At 44.5% G+C, this 21,906-nt stretch carries 14 protein-coding genes; 3 read left to right on the top strand and 11 right to left on the bottom strand.

Going from position 1 to position 21,906, the window contains the following annotated elements:
* The first annotated feature begins 43 nt into the window (after positions 1-43).
* Positions 44-1,153, top strand: coding sequence for a PepSY-associated TM helix domain-containing protein (locus ACHUGF_RS03305; protein WP_394129355.1), 1,110 nt, complete (start codon positions 44-46; stop codon positions 1,151-1,153).
* Positions 1,154-1,272: 119 nt separating this feature from the next.
* Here ACHUGF_RS03305 and ACHUGF_RS03300 read toward each other — a convergent pair whose 3' ends face one another.
* Positions 1,273-2,817 (bottom strand): S10 family peptidase, encoded by a 1,545-nt coding sequence (locus tag ACHUGF_RS03300; RefSeq protein ID WP_394129354.1) that lies wholly within the window; start codon positions 2,815-2,817, stop codon positions 1,273-1,275.
* A gap of 270 nt (positions 2,818-3,087) precedes the next feature.
* A complete protein-coding gene (pmbA, locus tag ACHUGF_RS03295) occupies positions 3,088-4,467 on the bottom strand; it encodes a metalloprotease PmbA (protein WP_394129353.1) in 1,380 nt (459 codons plus the stop codon).
* A gap of 157 nt (positions 4,468-4,624) precedes the next feature.
* Between pmbA and yjgA the strand changes: the two genes are divergently transcribed.
* Together yjgA and ACHUGF_RS03285 are read left to right on the top strand one after the other, a co-directional pair.
* Positions 4,625-5,161 (top strand): ribosome biogenesis factor YjgA, encoded by a 537-nt coding sequence (yjgA, locus tag ACHUGF_RS03290; RefSeq protein WP_394129352.1) that lies wholly within the window; start codon positions 4,625-4,627, stop codon positions 5,159-5,161.
* A 27-nt stretch (positions 5,162-5,188) separates the two neighbouring features.
* Positions 5,189-7,678 (top strand): Ig-like domain-containing protein, encoded by a 2,490-nt coding sequence (locus ACHUGF_RS03285; protein WP_394129351.1) that lies wholly within the window; start codon positions 5,189-5,191, stop codon positions 7,676-7,678.
* Between the two features lie 206 nt (positions 7,679-7,884).
* Here ACHUGF_RS03285 and ACHUGF_RS03280 read toward each other — a convergent pair whose 3' ends face one another.
* The 9 genes from ACHUGF_RS03280 to ACHUGF_RS03240 form a co-directional block, all read right to left on the bottom strand.
* Positions 7,885-9,042 carry an ABC transporter permease gene (locus ACHUGF_RS03280; protein ID WP_394129350.1) on the bottom strand — a complete coding sequence of 386 codons (1,158 nt, stop codon included), beginning with the start codon at positions 9,040-9,042 and terminating at the stop codon, positions 7,885-7,887.
* A complete protein-coding gene (locus ACHUGF_RS03275) occupies positions 9,039-10,235 on the bottom strand; it encodes an ABC transporter permease (protein WP_394129349.1) in 1,197 nt (398 codons plus the stop codon). Before ACHUGF_RS03275 ends, ACHUGF_RS03280 begins: the two co-directional genes overlap by 4 nt.
* 9 nt (positions 10,236-10,244) lie before the next feature.
* Positions 10,245-11,216 (bottom strand): HlyD family secretion protein, encoded by a 972-nt coding sequence (locus ACHUGF_RS03270; RefSeq protein ID WP_394129348.1) that lies wholly within the window; start codon positions 11,214-11,216, stop codon positions 10,245-10,247.
* Positions 11,203-12,609, bottom strand: coding sequence for a TolC family protein (locus tag ACHUGF_RS03265; RefSeq protein WP_394129541.1), 1,407 nt, complete (start codon positions 12,607-12,609; stop codon positions 11,203-11,205). The genes ACHUGF_RS03270 and ACHUGF_RS03265 overlap by 14 nt, the downstream gene beginning before the upstream one ends.
* Positions 12,610-12,914: 305 nt before the next feature.
* Positions 12,915-14,363, bottom strand: coding sequence for a metalloprotease TldD (tldD, locus tag ACHUGF_RS03260; RefSeq protein WP_394129347.1), 1,449 nt, complete (start codon positions 14,361-14,363; stop codon positions 12,915-12,917).
* A 56-nt stretch (positions 14,364-14,419) separates the two neighbouring features.
* Complete coding sequence (locus ACHUGF_RS03255) at positions 14,420-15,256, bottom strand: carbon-nitrogen hydrolase family protein (protein ID WP_394129346.1); 837 nt, start codon at positions 15,254-15,256, stop codon at positions 14,420-14,422.
* Positions 15,180-19,724: a YhdP family protein gene (locus ACHUGF_RS03250; protein WP_394129345.1), complete on the bottom strand. Its 4,545-nt coding sequence runs from the start codon at positions 19,722-19,724 to the stop codon at positions 15,180-15,182. Before ACHUGF_RS03250 ends, ACHUGF_RS03255 begins: the two co-directional genes overlap by 77 nt.
* Entirely contained in the window at positions 19,724-21,214 is a 1,491-nt protein-coding gene (gene rng, locus ACHUGF_RS03245) for a ribonuclease G (RefSeq protein ID WP_394129344.1), read from the bottom strand. The genes ACHUGF_RS03250 and rng overlap by 1 nt, the downstream gene beginning before the upstream one ends.
* A gap of 75 nt (positions 21,215-21,289) precedes the next feature.
* Complete coding sequence (locus ACHUGF_RS03240) at positions 21,290-21,871, bottom strand: Maf family protein (protein WP_394129343.1); 582 nt, start codon at positions 21,869-21,871, stop codon at positions 21,290-21,292.
* Between the last annotated feature and the right edge of the window lie 35 nt (positions 21,872-21,906).

Genomic DNA, 21,906 nt, shown 5'->3' with positions numbered 1-21,906 from the left:
CCCATTCAGCAAGGGCTCAACTCTCCAATACCCAGAGCTGACAATGAGAAAATCCTTATTTAAATGGCATGCTTACAGTGCCTTAATCGCTATGCTACCACTGCTGATCATTTCCATCACTGGTAGTATTTTAGTATTCAAAGTTGAAATTGATTCCTTACTCCGTCCTGAACATATGCGTGTTGATGTGCCTCCACATACTCAAAGGCAAAGTTTAGATACCTTGATGCAAAACGTATTAACTAAACACACAGGATATGAGTTAGGTGGTTGGGAATTATTTGACGATAAACAACGCTCTGATGCGGGTTATTTAATTAAACATGGCACGGATGAATGGTCAAAAATATACGTTAATCAGTATTCTGGACAATTGCTGTCTACGCCGCAGAATATGCAGCATTACATTACTGACTGGTTATTAGAGCTACATTACAGCTTTTTATGGCACGTAAAAGGCGCATCCATTGCCTTTGTGAGTGCGCTAATGATGTTGTTTCTCGGCATAAGTGGCATGCTGCTTTATCGACGTTTTTGGGTAAAGTTATTCACGATGCGTTTTAATGCCGTTAAACGGATCTTGTTCAGTGACATTCATAAGTTTGTCGGCATCACTGCTTCCCCTATTTTACTCGTCGTCGCCTTCACAGGGGCATACTGGAACATCAGCGGTATTATTCATGAGGTGACTGAGCATGCTGACGGCGAACATTTCCACATTGTCGCACCGCTGCACAGCCCAGATATTTCATTTGAAGCACTACGAGTGAGTTCAGCAGAGCAAATAGCCTCTTACCGAGCGAACTACCTTGCGATGCCCCACGAGCCTGATCGCGATATTACCTTCTACGGTGAAGTGGATAATAAAAACCTATTTAGCAGTGAATATTCCAGCATTGTGAAATTTGATAAAACCACAGGTGAACTACTGGAGAAAACCGATATTCGCGATGCTGGCATGCTGCATGTGATAGTTGATAGTTTTCGTAAGCTTCACTTTGGCTATTTCGGTGGCTTATTTACCCGCATATTATGGTGCATCATGGGGTTAATGCCTGTCATTTTAGGCGTGACTGGTTTGTATTTATTTTGGCAACGTCAGCGCCAGCAACTGTCTGCAAAACGTAATCGACAACAATTAGCAACGAGTTAATTTGAGCGCCAGCTCCCTGCTTAGTGCTTAGTGCTTAGTGCTTAGTGCTTAGTGCTCAATTGAAGTGGTAATAAAAACAGGCGCAAGGTGCGCCTGTTTTCATTTATGAAGAGTGACGATTAGTATTTAGCCGCAGCGTCTGCATCAGGCATGGTTGCTAATATAAATTCACGTAAGTCTTGATTCGACAACTGTAGGTCTTCAGCACGCAAATACATCATGTGACCACTGCGGTAACCTTTAAAGCTAAGACGCTGTTGCATTTTACTGCTTGGGTCGAGCTGCCACATGGTATATTTAGCATCAAAGTAATTTGTCGCTCCGTCGTAATAGCCCGCTTGGATCATCACGTTTAAATACGGATTTTGTGCCATGGCTTGGCGTAGATTCTCACCCGTTTTGTTATTGGTACGATCCCACGGACGTACTGGGCCAAACATGTTGTACTTCATATCCGTTTGATAGTTCAGCTCGGTACGCATGTAATCATTAATGGCTGGAGTAAACGAGTGCAACCAAGATGTCAGTTCAGCATTGTAATCAGGCTTACTGCCAATCACTTGTTTATCAATGCCTAAATAACGCGAATCTAAACGACCTAATGTTTTACCTTGGTCACGAAGTAACTCTTTCCAAAAGTAGCTAGTCGGGATATCTAAGTTGGCATCAAGCACAGTTTGCACACTCAAACCTGAATAATGTGCCACTTTCTCAGCAATGTACTGTTTTTTATCAGCATCAATAAAGCCGCCCATAGCCAGTGCTGGCAGGTACTCATTGATGGTAAATGCTTCTACTTCAGGTAAAACCTGATATAAATCTTTGCTCTGTAAATCATCCGCTAACACCTTATGATGCCATGCAGTAGCCGCAAAGTAAGGTAATCGATTCGCCGCTTTTACTGCGCCTTTTCGTTCAATACCAATATCTGTTGGCGACACTAACACCACGCCGTTTAAGTACATCCATTGTCTATTTTGCAACTCTAGCGCTAACCCTGATACGCGGGTTGTACCATAGCTTTCACCAATCAGGTATTTAGGTGAACGCCAACGTTCGTTGCGGGTCACAAATGTGTTTAACCATTCTGCTAGATATTCCACGTCGGCATTAACACCAAAGAACTTCTCTTTTTGCCATGATTTACTTGGCGTCTTGCCATTTTTATCAGGCAAAACCCGTGAGTAGCCAGTGTTCACAGGATTGATGTACACAATATCAGCAACATCTAGCACTGAGTGCGGATTGGTTTTGACACCATAAGGTTGCAATGGATAACCTTCATCGTCCACATTCAATACGCGTGGGCCAGTATAAGCCACATGCATCCAAACTGACGCTGAACCTGGGCCACCATTGAACGACATTAGCAATGGTCGACTTTCACGGTTTTTGACATCAGTACGTTGATAATAAGTGTAATGCAGTGTCGCAATCGGGGTGCCTTCGTCATTCCAAACAGGTTGTGTACCTGCGGTTGCAGTGTAACTGAAGCGCTTACCATTCACTTTAGTTTTATGTTCAGTCACGACTTTATGATCGATCGGGATTTGTCGTTTGGTTTGGCTTGCAGAGGTTGCACTGTCTTTCGCAAATGCCTGTTGTGGTGCAACGAGGACACTACAAAAAGCGGTGAATAACACAAGATAAGCAAATGGCTTCATGATGTTCTCTTAATCGTTATTGTTGTTATGATTTCCCTAATTAAAAAGCCTAAGGTAAATACACGCAAGCATTTCATAACTTGCTTAACGAAAATCCTGGTAACAATCTGATTATCAATGGTTTATTAACTGTTAAAAATCGTAAGCAAACGTACATTCACATTTTACAACGAACATTCACTTAATGCCGTAAACAACAAAGCCCTAAGCAGAGCTTAGGGCTTTGTTAATCAGTCTAAATCTTATTGAGTGATTGTCACCACTAACACACTAGTTACCCGCAATTTTCATCTCGCTAAGTAGGATGCCACCGGTGCGAATGGATGAGCGTAAATCACGATCACTTGCCACGGCTTGTATGCCCATAAACATATCTTTGAGGTTGCCCGCTATGGTAATTTCTTCAACAGGGAACTGAATTTGACCATTCTCGACGTAGAATCCAGCTGCACCACGAGAGTAATCACCGGTAACAGGATTGACGCCTTGTCCCATCACTTCAGTCACAATCAAGCCTTTATCCATTGCTTTAATCAGCTGTGCAAAGGTTTGCCCCGTGTGAGCCAGCGTCCAGTTATAAATACCACCAGCATGGCCTGTATTTTTCATGGCTAATTTTCTAGCTGAATAACTGGTTAATAGATATGACGCCAAATGCCCGTCATCAACGATGTTTCGCAGCTGCGTTGCCACACCTTCACTGTCGTAATTAGCACTGGCAAGGCCGGCACGCAAATGAGGCTGCTCTTCAATATTGAACCAATCAGGAAAAATTTGCTTGCCCAATGAGTCCATTAAAAAGCTCGATTTACGGTACAAGCTGCTGCCGCTAATCGCGCCCACTAAATGTCCCACTAACCCAGTAGCAATTTCTGGTGCAAATAACACGGGTAGATTACAGGTAGCAATCTTACGCGCATCCAGTCTATCAATAGTTTTTTGCGCCGCCTTCAAGCCAACAGCTTCTGATGACAAGAGCTGGTCAAATTGGCGGGAAACGGTGTAATCATAATCACGCTGCATATTGCCGTCTGCTTCTTCGCCAATCACCACACAGCTTAAACTGTAACGCGAGCTGCAATAACCACTTAGAAAACCATGGGAGTTACCGTATACCTTAGCCGCAGTATGTGCATTAGCCGATGCACCATCTGACGCTTTAATACGATCGCTACTATCAAGCGCAGCGATTTCACTGTTGATGGCCATTTGCGCTAGGCCTTGGGCATCAATATCGTGTGGATGATATAGCTCCAAATCCTGAATATCTTTTGCCATTAACTCAGCATCTGCGAGGCCATTAAATGGGTCACTAGAGGTGAATTTAGCAATGTCATCTGCCGCTTTAACCGCTTGTTTAATGGCTTGTGGAGATAAATCTGAGGTTGATGAATTACCTTTGCAACCATTGCGGAATACCGTAATGCCTAGGGCACCATCTTTGGTAAACTCAACAGTTTCGACTTCTTTTTCACGGGTTGAAACTGATAAACCTTGCTGTTTACTGATCGCAACTTCAGCTGCACAAGTACCTAGCTGCTTTGCATAGTCGAGAGCGACGGCGACAGCTTCTTTTAATGCAGGTAATTGAGAACTAATTTGAGTTGAAGGTGCTGAAGATGTCGATGACGAATGAGGATGAGAAGCCACAAAAATACTCTTTTATTAACCGAATTAACTTAAGCATATCAAATTCACTCAGGATTTGATAACCATCGCTAAATTCAAGGTTTGTACGGTATATTTTGCTCTGATGGCGCTGAATTAAGTGCTATCATTAAGGGATATTTTTCCGAGGTTTATGATTATGAAGATTGTTGGCGATTCTGAACACTTTCAGCAGCCCTTTGACCACGACGAAGACTACGTCAGTCGTACCGAATTTAAAAAAGAAAGTGAGCAAGCTCAAGCGCTTGGCATGAAGTTGATTGCGTTAAGTAAATCGCAACTCGATAAAATGGAATTAGACGAATTCCTTTACGATGCTGTACTTAAAACCAAGTCAATTAAGCCCAAAACTGAAGCGTATCGCCGACATTTACAATATATTGGTAAACTTATGCGTGGCTTTGATCACCAACCAATTGAAGCAACACTGGCTAAAGTACTGAATAAGAATAATAATGTAGCCGCTCAGGTACAGATTATTGAAAAGTTACGTGACCGTTTACTTAGCGAAGGTGATAGCCACATTCAAGCTTTGCTTGATGAACACCCTCAGCTAGAACGCCAAAAACTACGTCAACTCGTTCGTCAGGCCAATAAAGAGTTACAAAAGGATCCTGAATCTAAAGCCTCAAAAGAGCTGTTTAAATATCTGCATACAGAAATAGATAACACCTAATAAAATCAGTTAATAAGGATGTTGCCAATGGGGCTAAAAACAATTTTTAAAACCCTGTCGTTTTCAATTGCTTCTGTTTTATTAATGGCTGGATGTAACGGCGCTGCCGATGGCACATCCCCAGATCCTGACAACCCGTCAAATTACACTCTGTCATTGAGCTACTACTCAGTAGTCGATGGCGAGTGTGATTCTGCCACCTCAGAACGTGTATTTGATGCCAATGAACGTTTCTGCGCCGTAGCAAATGTCCAACAAGACGGCAGTGCACTTTCTGGTGTGTTAGTGGATTTTTCCTCTGATAACGCAACCATTGCCCCTAGCACGACACTCACCAACGATGACGGTTTAGCCAAAGCCATTGTCTCTTCGGGCGATCAAACCGCCATTGCAGGGACGTTAACCGCCATTTATGCCCCCGCTAACGCTGACTCTGTGAGCGATGAACGCACTTATGAATTTACTGAAAGCATAACTCTTCCCCCAGTTGAAAGCTTTACTATCACCACATCCATTGAAGATGCCACAGGCACTGTCACTCGCTTTAAAGTCGATGAAACGGTGCAATTGTTGGCGAAGTTTGTTGATAGTAGTAATCAAGGGGTTGCCGACCAACTTATTACTTTCCAAGCGGGCAGCGCCACACTCACACCCGCAACTTCGTTAACAAATAACGAAGGTATTGCGTCAGTTTCTTATACACCACAAGAGAGCGAGTTAGGTGCAACAACACTTGTTGCCTCAGCAACTTACCAAGGTGAAACCATCAGCGGCACCAGTTTCTATGAAGTGTTGTCGGCCGATGCTATTGAACCAGAAGGCACGTTAAAGATAGGGCATTTTGATGCACAAGGTGCATTCGTTGAAGGACAACTGGCCACAGGCTTAATCCCAGATGCTAATGGTGACTACATTATTAGTGCCGGTGGTACTTTTGGTGTGTCGGCTACCATAGTGTTGCAAGATACCGATGGTACTAATCAAATATTGACGACGCCAACCAGTGTAAGCTTCAGCTCTGCATGTTCAACAGATGGATTAGCCAGCTTAGACTCACCGGTTACAACGCTTTCTGGTACCGCAGGTTCAACCTTTACCGACATTCAATGTAGCGGTAATAGCCAACGAGATGAAACCATTACCGCGACAGCAGTAGTAGGAAGTACCACTTTGAATGCTGAGCTGGCTTTCAGCTTACACCCGCAAACGTTATCAAATATTAGCTTTGTCTCGGCTGAACCTACGCAAATTCGTATTAAAGGTGCAGGCGGTACGGGCTCAAGCGAGTCATCATTGGTGACTTTCTTAGTCAGTGGTAACAATGGCCAACCCATTGCCCAGCAAACTGTCGATTTTAGTTTAGACACCACTGTGGGCGGCTTAGGCTTTGATAATGGAACAAGTACTGCACAAGGCACAACCAATGCGCAAGGTGTGGTGACCGCCCGAGTACAATCGGGTACTGTGCCGACACCAGTGCGAGTGGTTGCGACTGTGACTGATGGTACCACCAGCATTTCAACCCAGTCAGAGCAGTTAACCGTGAATACTGGCCTACCACAGCAACTTGGCTTTAGTATTTCCACTACTGAGTTTAACCCTGAAGCAGGTGACCATAACGGTGAACAAGTCACGATTTCGGTGTTTGCTTCAGACAGCTTTGGTAACCCCGCGCCAGACGATACAACGGTGAATTTCACCACTGAAGGTGGTCAAATTCAGCCATCATGCAGCACTGAAAATGGTCGATGCTCGGTTGAATGGACTTCTGCAAGCCCAAGAGTGCCTGATCACCGTATCACCATATTAGCGTATGCTTTAGGTCATGAAACCTTCTTTGACACCAATGGTAATAACATCTTCGATGATGCCGATGGTGACGCTATTGCTGAAGCTTGTTTAGATAACACTAACCAAGCCATTGCTTGTACCGGTAATGGTATGGATATTGAAACCTATCATGCTAACGGCTTTAGCGATTTGGGCGATGCTTTCCGCGATGATGACGAAACGGGTGTGCGTAAAGATGGTGAGCCTTTCTTCAATACCACGGGGAGCGGATATTCAAGCCCAGACGGGCTATTCAATGGTCCACAATGTGAAGGTGCCTTGTGTGGCACTGGGCAAGCCAACAAAACCTATATTCGCACTGCATTAGTGTTAACCATGTCTGGCTCTGATGCCGTATTTGGTTTATCACAAGATGGTAATCTAATTGCAGATCCTGCCACTGACATTGTCGATATTCCTGCTGCATCTGCATCAGTTTTCACAGTGCAGTTAACCGACAGTGCAAATCAAATGCTACCTAATGGTTCAACGGTTAATGTCACCGCGACAGAAGGTACACTAACCTTTAATGGTTATACCGTGCCCAACCGCACTCGACATGGTGGCTCGTCGACTGGCTTTACGTTAGCCAATGACGCAGACCCAGGGGTAAGTACTGTTACAGTAGAAGTCACCACGCCGAAAGGCATTGAGAGCAGTTATTCATTCAGCGTGACTCTGCTCTAGCGACTTGGGGTAATTAATTTTTCAGTTGATTGCCTAAGCTAATAAATGCAGAAAAGCCTTTGACCGTTAGGTCAGAGGCTTTTTTATGGATGATATAGCAACACGTACTTTAGTAACTCGCTGGCTTTACTGCAACAAATCAAACCTATTCATGATAGATAATCACTCAGATTTACATTGCTCAAGCGGTCAGAACAAGCATGCGTTTATCTATGAGTCTGGTGTTGGGTTGAATACTGCTGTTGTTTATTCGCAATCCCCACATAGGCTATGCCAAAGAATAGGATAAATAAGCCCCACAACTGCAGCCAAAGTGGAAATACAGTCTGCCAATCTGTCCCCATTTGATTCAGTTGGGTCATCGCCATAATGGCTGGTACTGCAGGAACAATTTGCGATAGCCATACTAAAGGCTCAGGGATCAGAGTCACAGGCCAAACTAAACCCGATGCAAAAATAATTGGCATTGAGATGAGCAGCACAACCTGTGTAGGAAAATCACGACGCTGGTATAAACAACTCATTGCAATACCCGCTGCAGCGCTTGCAAGAATGAATGGCAACAGCATCATAGCCACTTGCACTAATTCACCCACTACAGTGAGTTGGTAATAATAATGACACCAACCAAAGTAAAACGCGCTGAACATGGCATAGATAAAACTGAAACTCGCCAGACGCCCTAACAGTAATTGCATAGGGCTAACTTGCTGCCAGTAGCCCTGACTTCGCCATTGCCCTGCCCCTAAAATACCTGTGCCAATCAGCATGGTTTGATGCAATACCAGTAGCAGCACTGCAGGTACAATGTAGCTCAAATAGCCGAGGCTTGGATTAAATGCGGGCACACTGTTTAGCTTTAATGCATGTAAACTCAGTGCAGCTTGTCTTGCATCCTCACCTTTTGCGAGCATCGCAGTAAATTGGATATGTTTAGCCGCATCCAGCCCCACTTCCACCATGCCTTCAGCAATAGCCGAGTACACCAGAAAATAGTTAGCGTCACCACCAATCACCAAGGTGCTACCCTTGCCAATTAATAACTGCTGACGAAATTGGGCAGGGATAATAACAATCCCTTTAGTCTTACCTTGCTCTAGCCAATTTTTTGCCTCTGCTTCAGAGTCCACTAGCCCCACTACTTGCAGTTTTGGCGAGGCATTAGCATGACGGATAACCATTCGGCTCAAAGAAGACTTATCGTGATCGACAATCACAATCTCTTGCACAGTCGCCACATTATGTAAGTAGGGTAACGGATACAAAAAGGCATAAAAGGCCACCCCGCCAAATAAGGTAATCACAATGGCTTTATCAGACACAATGGCCTTGAGGTCAGCTAGGACAAGCGACCAAAAATTCATGATGGTCTCCCTGGTTGCTCAGCACCTTGGCTTGCTTGTGAATTTATTGAGCATTGGCCTGATGAGGCATTAGCAGCCAGTAGCTTTCTACCACCTAACACCACGATAGGCATGAGCAGTAAAAAGCCTACATAAGAGGTAAATGAAGGCAACAGGGATGACAACTCACTGCCATAATTCACTATTGCCAAGTGCTGTTCAATGTAATGACTTGAAGGCATGATCTGACGCCATAACAAAGCCAGTAAAGGCATGTCATGGGTTGGGAAGGTAACGCCCATGAAAGGAAAAGCAGGCGCAAACAAGGCAGCACAAAAGCTCACCACCCGAGCGCTATCTTGCAATAATAAAAAGATAGCCAGCACCATCCACCAAATAGTCAGCGTCATTAGCGTTTGCGCAACTAACAATAAACCAAACGCACTGCCAATATGTAAGCCTAAATATTGGTATAACACGACATTGAGCACGCAAAACTGCAAAATACTTAACGGTACATAGACTGCAGCTTTTGTTGCAATCGCAGGTATTAGACCATGTTGCAGCCACTGCTGAACGCTATCTTGTCGCAGCTCGCGGGTAAAGCTATTTACAAAGGTCAACATCATTACAATTTGCACAATGGCAACCAAGATGGCTGGCATCAAAAATACTTGATAATGACTATTTTTGTTATAAAGCGGCGTAATTTGCATCGCAATCGGTGTGAGATTGAGCTCAGCTTGCACCTTAGGCACGCCGCGGCTGTATTGCCCCATTAACGATACATCTTTAAGCCCTGCACCTAAACCTTGTTGTATTTGGCTGGACAACAACTTACCTACCAGCAAGAACTGACTGTTATACCTAACATCAATAATCGGGCTGTGACCAGTAAGTAAGTCTTTGCGCATATCATCAGGAAACACCACAAGTGCAAAAGCATCTACTTGCATCATTGCCGCTTTTGCTTCTGCAAGATTGGCATAACTGACACTGGCAATAGTGGAGCTGGCATTGAGTTTACGCGTCAATTCTCGGCTGAGCTGGCTATTGTCGAGATCAACGACGGCAACAGGCATATGCCTTGGCATTGCAGCACTAAAAATCCACAACAGGCTGAGGATCGCAAGCACTGGCAAATAGGTGAGCAGCGCTAATTGCCACTGATCTTGCCATAACGCTGACCACTCTCGCTTTATCAGGCTGTTCATCTTAACGCCTTATTGGCGAATGATCGCAGACATGCCAACGCGCAGATCCGCAATCGGCTGAGTCGGCATTAGTTCAACATCAAAGGTTCGCATATCAAAGTCATGGCCTGACTCTGTGGCGCGCCAAGTAGCAAAGTCACCCATGACACTCACATGAACCACTTCGAATGAGTGCGCTTGTTGCAAACCAGGAATATACAAGGTAAATGTATCTCCTCGCTTAAATTGATGCAGCTGATCTTCTCGAATTTGGAACGTTGCCCAAGCATCGGTCATATCAATCAGGCTCACGACAGGAAATCCGCTGGGCACTAGCTCGCCCGCTTGCATCAGCACTTCACTGACTTCGGCATTTTTTGGTGAACGCATTTGGCTATCGGCCAAAATGGCATTTACCTCATTGACCGCACCTTCTGCCATACGAGCATTACCCGCGGCAGCGGCTTTGGTTTCTTCTCGGGCGCCTTCTTCCGCCATTTTGTACATGGCAAGTGCTGCTTGCTCAGTATATTTAGCCGCTTGCCATTGAGTGTAGGCTTCATCGCGCTTTTGCCTTGCCACAACGCCTTCAGTAAATAAGTTCTCCACGCGTTGGTAGGTTTTCTCCATCAACTCTGTGGCTGCTTGGGCTTTAAGCCACTGGTCTTTTGCCGCCATCACTTCCTGACGACGCGCACCATTATCAGCTTCTTGCAACATGGCTTTTGCCGCATCTCTACCACCTTCAGCTTGCATGAGCTTGGCATCAAGTTCAGGGCTGCTGATGGCAAATAAGATATCACCCTGTGTAACGCGATCGCCTTTACGCACCATCACTTGTTCGATGCGGCCTGGCACCTTGGAGGAAATATTGTATTCTCGCGCTTCTATTTGCCCTTGCAGCATCACAGGTTTGTCAGTAAATGCTTGGTTAACGCCATAAGCTAACACCAACAGCAACACAACCAATGTCAGTACTGCGATAATTCTATTGGCTTGCATGCTTTGCTCCTTGAGCTGTTTGTTCATCTTGATATTGCACCCGTGCAATAAATTCATCGAGTTGACCGCTAAGGCTCATCAACATGGCATAACTTTGAATATAACGATATTGCGCGCCTAACTGCTGTGTTTTAGCACCATTGAGTTTCAGTTCGGCATCCACTCGTTCGATAGAGGTAGACAAACCTTGATTAAAGGCAAGCTCACGTAATCTAAGGTTTTCCTGTGCGAGGGCTAAAGTAGAATCCAGCGCGATGATTTCTTCATAGGCCTGTAATAATTGCCGATAGGTTTGATCCACCAGCAAACTTAAATCTTGCTGAGTTTGCGCTTTAGTGTGTCTAGCTTGTAATAGCGCACTTTGGGCAGCTTGTACTTTGCCACTGTGACCATCTCGGCTAAGCAAAGGCACCTTAACGCCAACGCCCACCATCCAGTCAGGCTCGACTTTGGAGAACAAACTATCATCCTCATACAAGGTGTAATTACCGTATAAAAAGACTGTGGGATAATAACTACCTTTCTCTAATGCAATGAGGCCATTAGCTTGTGCTTCTTTGGCTTGCAATAATTTAAGTGCAGGGTGCTCATTCATCGTCATCGACGAGAGCTGAGATAAAGACGGTTGATTGGTTAACACGAATAGATGCGATGCGGGCTGCACTTGGGGGAGCTGCAGCATACGTGACAGCGCAATTTGTGCCATTTCATGTTGCCTTTGAGCATGACGCATTTGCACCTTGGCATTATCTAATGCTACCTGTGCATTCAGTAGCTCAACTTTAGCAATTTGCCCTTGTTGTTCTAACTTGCTGGCGTGGTCGGCATGTTCACTTAATGAAGCAACCAACTGTGACTGTGTATGTGCAACCGTGTTAGTCACATTGACCGCAAAATAGCGCTGTACCAGCTGATTGAACAATTCCCGTTGAGACAGAGCAAACTGCTGTTGTTGCTCAGATACTTGTGCGGCTTTAATGCCCTGAGCTGCAGTAATTTTTCCGCCAGTATATATCGGCCACATGGCTTGCAAGCTAGCTCGAAAAATATCTTGCTCAGTAAATGGGGTGACAAATAACGAGCCAGGTATTAAACCTATCGCATCGCCTAATGCTGGTGGTAACGTACTCGGATCGAGTGCTGCTAACGGGTTTAGATCGCGCAAATCCAGCTCAATGGGCTTTTCGAGTCGAGTATAACTCCCCGCAATATCAAGCGATGGATAATTGAGTGACTGACTCGCTTCTTGCTCCGCCTGCGCTCGATTCACTTGCTGTGTATCAGCCTTCAGCTTGTCGCTCACTTGTTGTAAATGCTGCCATGCTTGATCAAATGCGAGTGCTTGCTGCGCAGGCGCACGTTGGAGTGCTGTTTCTAGTGGGGTTTGCGCCAATGCTTGAGAACAAAAAATCGCGGGAAGCAGTGAAACTGTCGCCAAAACAGCAGTCACGTGAGCAGCCAAACGTGTAGATAATTGATATAACGTGTGCAACTTAAGGCTCACCCTACCCTCTAGAGTTTTTACTCAAACGCTACAGCTCATTGTATAGATTAATGCTGACATTCCTAGCCAGCACGGTCACATATCAGATAATTGGATAAAAAAGTTTAAGATAATCAATCTTCAAGGTAGCATTTGAACATTAACTACCTTGAAGTAACAGCACGCAACTCAATAGCGCACCTAATAGCTAATGGTTAAGCGGTACCACCCACTGTGAGTCTGTCAATTTTAAGCGTCGGCTGCCCTACACCTACAGGCACACTCTGACCATCCTTACCACACACACCAACACCTTTATCTAGGCTTAAGTCATTACCTACCATGGAAATCTGTCCCATGGCTTCTGGGCCATTACCAATCAGTGTTGCACCCTTGATTGCCTGAGTTATCTCACCTTTCTCAATAAGGTAGGCTTCAGAAGCTGAAAACACAAACTTACCCGAAGTAATATCGACTTGGCCACCACCGAAGTTAGGCGCGTAAATGCCTTGTTCAACAGATTGAATAATTTGCTTCGGTTCGCTGTCACCTGCTGTCATATAGGTGTTAGTCATTCTCGGCATAGGTAAATGCGCATAGGATTCACGTCGGCCATTACCGGTACTTTGCTCACCCATAAGGCGTGCGTTTAATTTATCTTGCATGTAACCTTTCAAAATACCATTTTCAATCAATGTGGTCTTTTGCGTTGCAACACCTTCATCATCAATCGACAGCGAACCACGACGATGCTCTATAGTGCCGTCATCAATCACCGTCACTAGAGGCGAAGCCACTTGCTGGCCCACTTTACCGCTAAAGGCACTGCTGCCTTTTCGGTTAAAGTCACCTTCTAAACCATGACCTACCGCTTCGTGTAATAACACCCCTGGCCAGCCGCCACCGAGTACCACGGTCATTTCGCCTGCTGGCGCATCAATAGCATGTACATTAACTTGCGCTTGTCTTACGGCCTCACGAGCGAACTCAAAGCATTGAGGTAGGCCATTTTCATCTGTCTGTAAAAAGATACTATAGTCGTGACGTCCACCGCCACCTGCGCTACCACGTTCACGCTTACCTTGGTCTTCTAAAATAACACTGCAATTAAAGCGCACTAACGGGCGAATATCAGCAGCTAAAGTACCGTCGCTGGCTGCGACTAAAACCTCTTCATGTACTCCAGACAGGCTCACTACAACTTGAATAATGCGCTCATCTAAGCTGCGAATATATGCATCGGCCTGCTTGAGCAAATCAATTTTTTTGGCCTCTTCCATTGCTGCTATTGGATCTGCACTGTTGTATAAGCTCTGTGCTTGGGTACGAGAAAATGCATTAACCTGTCCAGAGTCACCGGCACTGGCAATGCCTCTTGCAGCATCAACCGCCGCATCTAATGCGATTGGATTGATTTCATCTGCATAGGCAAAACCGGTTTTTTCACCGGTAATAGCACGAACGCCCACACCGCGCTCAATATGAAAGCTACCTTCTTTTACGATGCCATCTTCTAACACCCAAGACTCATGGCGACTGCCTTGAAAATACAAATCAGAAAAGTCGACATTATGTTGATGAATTCGCTGTAAATAACCTTGTAGGCCATCTAGATCTAATCCATCCTTAAGTAAGCTTTGTTCTACTTGCGATAAAAAAGGCATTCAATTTCTCTTTAATTCTTCAATTTGCGTTAGCGCGATAAGCTGTAGATGAAGCGCTAGCTTGATGTGAGTTCAGGCTTAATAAATCGATTATGCCCTAAAACAGGCATGTTCTGGCGAATTTTCTGCAATTGCTGTAAATCTGGACGAACCTGCAACCAGCCTGTACCTTCTGGCTTACAAGCCGACACTTTTCCCCAAGGGTCAACCACCATACTATGGCCATAGGTTTCTCGACTACCTTGATTATGTGAGCCCCATTGATTTGCTCCAAGTACAAAACATTGGCTTTCAATGGCTCGGGCTTGCAGTAATACCTGCCAATGGGCTTCACCGGTCACTTTGGTAAATGCTGAGGGCAAAGTGATAAGTTCTGCTCCTTGAATACGCAGTGCTCTGAATAAGTCAGCGAAACGTAAATCATAACAAATGGCGAGACCAATCTTGCCAAAAGGCGTGTCAACCACCGTAATTCTATCTCCCGGCGCGAAAGTATCACTTTCACGGTACTGGCGAGTGCCATCAGCAACATCGACATCAAACAGATGAATTTTGTCATAATAATCAAGTGTCATCCCTTGATCATCAAACACATAACAACGGCTAACTACCTTATTGTTAGGAGCTTGAAATGGCATGGTACCCGCCACCATATGCACTTGATATTGCTTGGCCATCGCAGCCAGTTTATCTGCCAGCTCATTAAGCTGTTCGTTACCGGCAATGGCCAATTGTTGAGATTCATGCCCGCCAAATAGTAAGCAGCATTCTGGTAATACGACTAATTGAGGCTCATTTTCAAGACGAGGAAGAGTGTTAAGCTGCGATTCTATAAACGCTAGATTGGCTTGTACATCTTTGCTGCTTTGACATTGCAGTAAGCTCCATTGCATTGCACTCTCCTTTATCTATTAGAATATGGCCTGTATCAAAAGATACTTGGCCTTTATCAATAAACAAGCGGCCTTTAATATGGCGATCAGTTGCCTGATTAAGCATAGTCACATTCGCTAAAGTGACAGGATCAGATTGTTTCACGTTAGGCTGAGGCTCAACCGTTGGCTCTTCATCTTCAGTTGCATTAGTAGGGCTTGTTTGTTCAACAGTTGGTAAGCTATCCGAAGCTTGATCGTTAGTGGCTGGGCTTGCACCTAAACCTTGCTCTGACTCTTTTGACTGTTCTAGCTCTTTTGACTGCTCGGGGTCTTGTGACTGCTCGGGCTGTTGAATTTGCTCAGCTTCTTGCGTTTGCTCAGGCTTAGCTTCGCGCAATACAGATTCCGGAATTTCAATTTCTTTACTCTTACGTTCTAGCTCTTCTAAGATTGGCGTATCAATATCACCTGTCACCCTAAATCGAATTTCTGAAATGACCTCAATAACCGGCTCTAATACCTTGGTGAGTGCAAAAGCGCCAACGCCGAGCGTCCAAGCACTGGTACTAAGCAACACAACAGTAGGAACACTGGAGGCTAGTTGAGGGACAAATCGAATGTCATAGTTCAAACTGCCTGTGGTTAGATCGGTAAAACCACGCATCCGCATATTACCTGCAATGGCATCCATCTCTGAATCCGTGGTTTTAACCACGCCATTGTCAATATCTAGACTACCGTTGAATGAGTTAAAATAAAGACCTTGGCCAAACACATCACTGAAATCTAATGACAACTTACGTACAAGTGAATCTAAGCTAAACAGTGAGAAAATCCGTGCGCCTTTATCACTTATTTCTGAAAGATGCCCTTTACCCACATCAAATTTCAATTCGCCATTGAGGGTTTCTAGTGAAAAGTCATAAGGTGCCCCTTGCCAGCTAAATTCACCTACTAACCCCAGTGGCGCATCTTTAATCCCGAGATTGATGCCTAGCATATCTGACAGTTCATCAAATTTAGTGGAATTCATTTCAACATCAAATTTGGACATTGACTGCCCTTCAATCATTTGCCAATCACCCACTGCAGAGATAGTCACTAGTGGACGCTCAAGGCTCACCGTACTGAAATGATAGCCATCAGTAACTGGATCAGCTTGCATCACAAGGTGGCCAAAGTTAATGTCATAGACGGCAAAATCATCAACATCAATGGCGAGCGGTGGCATATTTCCCAGTAGTTCTGATTGAGTGTAATCTGCACTGTCTGATGACTTAAACTCTGGTGATAAGTGTAGCTTTTGAGCGACGATTTTTAATCCTTGGTCACGCCAACTGCCGTAAATATCGATGTGTCCAACAAGCTCTTGTGAATCAATATCAAAACGCCACACATATTCGAGTGGTTGTGCAACAAACTCAACTTGATTAAAGGTTTGCCCCATTAACTCTAATTGCTCAAGCTTACCGCTTATCTGAGTAAGTGCTGGGAAAAACGCTGTTTGACTGATGTCATCAGCTGAATCGGCCAAGCTAGTTTCAGACTGGTCGCTTTGAGCTAATGATGAATCAGAACCGCTAGCCTCAGAAAGTACAGTTTCAACAACCTCACTAGATAATATCTGTGCTTCTTGGGTATCACCTGCTGACACTAACGGCTCGTTTACTAACGGAGTTTGCAGCGCTGCCCCATCTGTAACTTCAACAGCTTCATTAGCGTTAGCTGTTTGGTTAGGTTGCAGCTCTTCAGCTTCATCCACGGTTTTAATCGCTGCGCTAATAACTTCTGTTTGACTAGTAAACTGGTTAATGATGGGTAACCACTGAGTAAATTCAGCGTAAGGTAAATCGATATTCAAGTGACCATCACTTTTACGTAGTTCATCACCTAATTGAAAACGACGTCCAATCAATAAATCATAATAAGCGAGGTTATTACCGCTCTCTTGGTTAAACTCTCCCCAAAATTCGGCCTTATTATCTAACTTGATACTCAATGATGACTGCAAGTTATCACCTACTAACTCTGCTCGCAGCTGCATAGGTTGCTCTGCTGTTTTGGCAAAAGGTGCAGGCAAATTAAGTTCTGTGCCTTGTAAATCGGACTGAGTATGCACTTGCAACGTATAACCAGACGGATCAAAAATCATCAACAGATCACCTTGCCAATCCATTTGTCCTTGATAGTAATCACTCAGCGGATTAGCAAAGCTAGCTGGCAAGGCATCAAGTTGCCATTGCCCATCTATGTCGACATTCAATGCCATGTTTTGGTTTTTTTTCTCAGTGTTAAAGGTAAATTGCAATGGCTGGCCAAACAGCAGAGCTTCAATATCATGCCCTTGCACAATTTCACTAGCAAAGCTCACATCACCTCTCACGTCACGTAGCTGCATTCCGGGCTCAGCTATGAACACTGGGTTTCCATCAAATTTCACAAAGCCATTGATTTGTGGTGCTGGGCCATCATCATAAAGCGCGAAACTTAAATCGAGTAATAAGTTTAACTGCTGCTCGATTTGCACCACATCAAGCACACTTCCAACAGATTCAGCTAAAGGAGATTGCTTAATAACATCATAAGCAGCATGTGCATCAGGGTTGATATCACCTACTACAGTCAGCACCAACTCAGGTTCAAAACGGGCAATGGCGACTTTGGCGCCATCGACTGGTACTTCACCTAGATTTCCTGAGCGAATTAACAGATCCATACCTGCATTTTCAAACAAAGCATACAAGTCCAGCTCAGTGACCATGGGCCAATCATCTTGAAATTGGAATTGCCCTTGCTTGATAGAAAAGTCGGCCTGAAATATGCCTGAGGCATCATCATAGGGGTATTGATTTAGGTTACCGTGCCAAACAACTTGTGCTTCTGGGATCTGCCCAGCCACTAAGCCCATTTTCAAGTAACTAACCAAACCTTCACTCATGCTTTTTAAAGGGAAGTATTTTTCTGCCTTAGCCACATCATGGATCTGCATATTTGCAGCAAGTGCCATATGAGTATTGTTATTAAATGTAAGCTTAACTCCAGCATCAAATGCAATATCTGTATTACCAAATTGCACCTGTGGAATCACCAGTTCCATGTTGTTAGTATCAAAACTGCCTTCAATGGCGTTTGAATCGAACTGTAATGATTCACGGAAGCCATCAGCAAAATCCAGAGCATATTGCTGCTTAGGTAACTCAAAAATCAAGCGATTATCTTGCCAGTGTAAGTTAAAATCTATCGGCTCTATTCCAGGCACGCCAGCATAAGGCTGCCACTGCATATCATTCACAGTGACACTGGCAACCCAAGACTTATCTTCACGTTTATTTACCTCTATTGGCCCCACAAAGCCTTGAGGGTCAATTGCGTGCCATGTTTCCACTTCATCACGCCATACACCAGGGATTAAAGGCAGGAGCGGCGTGAAATTAGCAAAAGATAACTCGCTTATTCTGGCATGGAATTCATCATTATTTTTGCTCATTTGCAACTGCAATAAATCCCAAGGGTTACCATTGGTAATGAAATCTAACGCCTGACTAGAGAACTGCCAGCCATGATCAGTTGGTTGCCATAGCAACTGCCCTGATAACATGTCGAGCCTATGCTCTCTGACTTTTTCTTCCCATTTTAGCCAGCTCGGTTGAAAGTCAAAAATAGCATCCTGAATGCCACGATTCGCCACTGACATCCAGGCCTCAAGGTTAATCACACCCTCAAATTCGATAATATTTAAATCGATAATTGGATCTTCACGACGGGATGCCCACTCACCTATATCAAGTGACTTCGCCACGATATAAATATCACCTGCAATAGAATCTGGTCGATAACCGTTGCCAGTTAGGTCGACATTGACAGCCAATCGCTCTTTTGCCGATGCATCCAGATCTAAATGAATAAGTCCCTTACCACGATGACGGTTATTGGTATTAAGCCAATGCAAACTATCGATATAAATAGGTCGAAACTGATGATTTTTACTGTAAATCAGGAATGAAGCATCATTAATGGAATAATGCTCTAACTGTTCAAGCAATAACGCATAAAGCCAATCTAAATCACGGCTGGCATTACCTGTAGTTGGCATGGCTTTGAGGGCGTCAAGGTCAAGGGCGACACTTAAACCATCGAAAACCACAGTCTCAATTTGCGGGGTTAAACTCAGTAATGACTCCCAGAAATCAAGTTTCACATGGACATCTTGTGCCACAATGGTTAGTGGGAGTTTGTCCTGCTGTGGAATAACTAAGTGATGCGCAGATAACTCTGGGCCATAGGCCTGCCACTGTGCTGAAAGCTCAGTGACTTGTACTTTGATTTGGTATTGAGATTCGATGTAGTTAACAATCTCCTGACGGATCTCAGGCACATGGGGTAATAACCCGCGGATCAGGCTCACCACCAGTGCAAAAAGCACTAATGCTATCGCGAAAAATTGCCAGCATATGCGGCCAACTTTTTTAGCCTGACTTTTTGCCACTAGACCATTACCACATCATATTTATTTTGTGCGTACATCACTTCATTTTGTAAGCGAATTTGCTTACCGATATAAACCTCTAACTCTGCAAGTAAATGGCTCTCATCACCACTTAAGCTCATATACACCGCAGGCGAGCAATACAACAAAAACTCATCAGCTTGATAAGCACGGTTGAGGCGAATGATTTCCCGAAAAACTTCATATGACACGGTTTCCACCGTTTTCATACTGCCGGTACCTTTACAAGATGGACATTCATCGCACACAACATGCTCTAAACTTTCACGGGTACGCTTGCGGGTCATTTCGACCAGACCTAAACCTGAAAAACCGCTGACATTGGTTTTAACTCGATCTTGGGCTAAAGCTGATTTGAGGCTAGTTAGCACCCTTTCTTGATGCGCTTCATTTTGCATATCGATAAAGTCGATAATGACAATGCCACCAAGGTTACGCAATCGCAGCTGTCTGGCAATAGCCTGAGTCGCTTCAAGGTTAGTATTAAAGATGGTTTCTTCGAGGTTTCGATGCCCCACAAACGCCCCAGTATTGATGTCGACAGTGGTCATGGCTTCCGTTTGATCAATAATCAAATACCCACCCGACTTTAGCTCAACCTTGCGGCCTAAAGCCCGTTGAATTTCATTTTCGACATCATATAGCTCGAAGATAGGTGCAGGCCCAGTATAATGCTCAATTTTATTGGCAATTTCAGGCATAAACTCTTGAGAAAATTGATGTAACTCGTCAAAGGTTCGCTTAGAGTCCACTTGGATATGATCTAGCTCTTCACCCACAAAATCACGAATAATGCGTACTTGCAGTGCTAAGTCTTGGTAAAGCAAGCTCGCACCTTGACGCTTACGACGCTCACTGACTTTACTCCATACCCTTCTTAAGAATGCAGCATCTTGTGCCAGCTCAACATCACCAACATTCTCAGCAGCCGTGCGGATAATAAAGCCGCCGTCATCATCAACGAAAGGTAAGGTAATCGCTTTGAGTCGCGCACGTTCTTCTTCTTGCTCAATGCGTTGCGAGACACCCACATGACTAGAACCTGGCATAAATACCAAATAACGCGACGGTAAAGTAATGTCTGTCGTGAGACGAGCGCCCTTGGTGCCCAGTGGGTCTTTGACCACTTGCACCATAATATCTTGTCCTTGACGAACTAGGGTGGCAATGTCGCGCACCACAAAATTGCCGCGCTCTTGGTCGTCAACACACTCTGTGTGCGGCACGATATCGGAGGCATGTAAAAAAGCGGCTTTATCTAATCCAATATCAACAAATGCTGCCTGCATGCCCGGCAGAACGCGGCTAACTTTACCTTTATAAATGTTGCCCACTAAACCTCGTTTCATACGACGTTCAATGTGCACCTCTTGTAACACACCATGCTCGACTAACGCGACTCTCGCTTCGGTAGGTGTAACATTTATCAGTAACTCAGAGCCTTTTTTGCTTTGTATTTTGTTGTTCATAAGTCACCAAACATCGTTAGTTTGCAAACAGGAAACCTGAAAAAATACAAACTCGGTTTAAATATGACTGACAGATTAATGTGCCAGTAATGCTAATAATTCACGGGTTTCAACCAAAGGTAAACCCACTACGGCAGAGTAGCTACCATTGATACTGCGAACAAAACAGCCACCCAACGCTTGGATACCATAACTTCCGGCTTTATCCATCGGCTCTTGGGTAGCAATATAGGCGGCAATATCTTCGTCGCTAATCTCGCAAAAACTCACCTCAGTGATGCAGTTGCGAACGTGAGTTTGATCACCATCCGTTATCGCAACGGCGGTCATCACCTGATGTGTTTGCCCAGATAAGCGTTTTAACATGGCCGTTGCGTCCGCAACATTTTTGGGCTTGCCTAGCACTTCACCGTCAAGCACAACAATGGTATCTGAACCAAGCACTTTAGGTGCGGTAAACTGCTGGCTGAGCTTTAAACCCGCTTGGGCTTTCTCAATCGCCAGTCGCTCAACAAATTGCAAAGGTTGTTCTTGGCCTTGCATCGACTCATCAATATCTGGCGCAACTAATTCAAATTGAAACTGCGACTGGGTAAAGCCCGCTTGTTGCAATAAACTTTTACGTCTTGGAGAAGTGGAAGCAAGCACCCATGTCATGGTCAATTACCTATTTGTTTTCATTCTAATTATTT

Origin of the sequence: Shewanella maritima (genome assembly GCF_043643735.1) — a bacterium.
Classification (GTDB): domain Bacteria; phylum Pseudomonadota; class Gammaproteobacteria; order Enterobacterales; family Shewanellaceae; genus Shewanella; species Shewanella maritima_A.
This window is presented reverse-complemented; position numbering and strand designations above follow the sequence as displayed.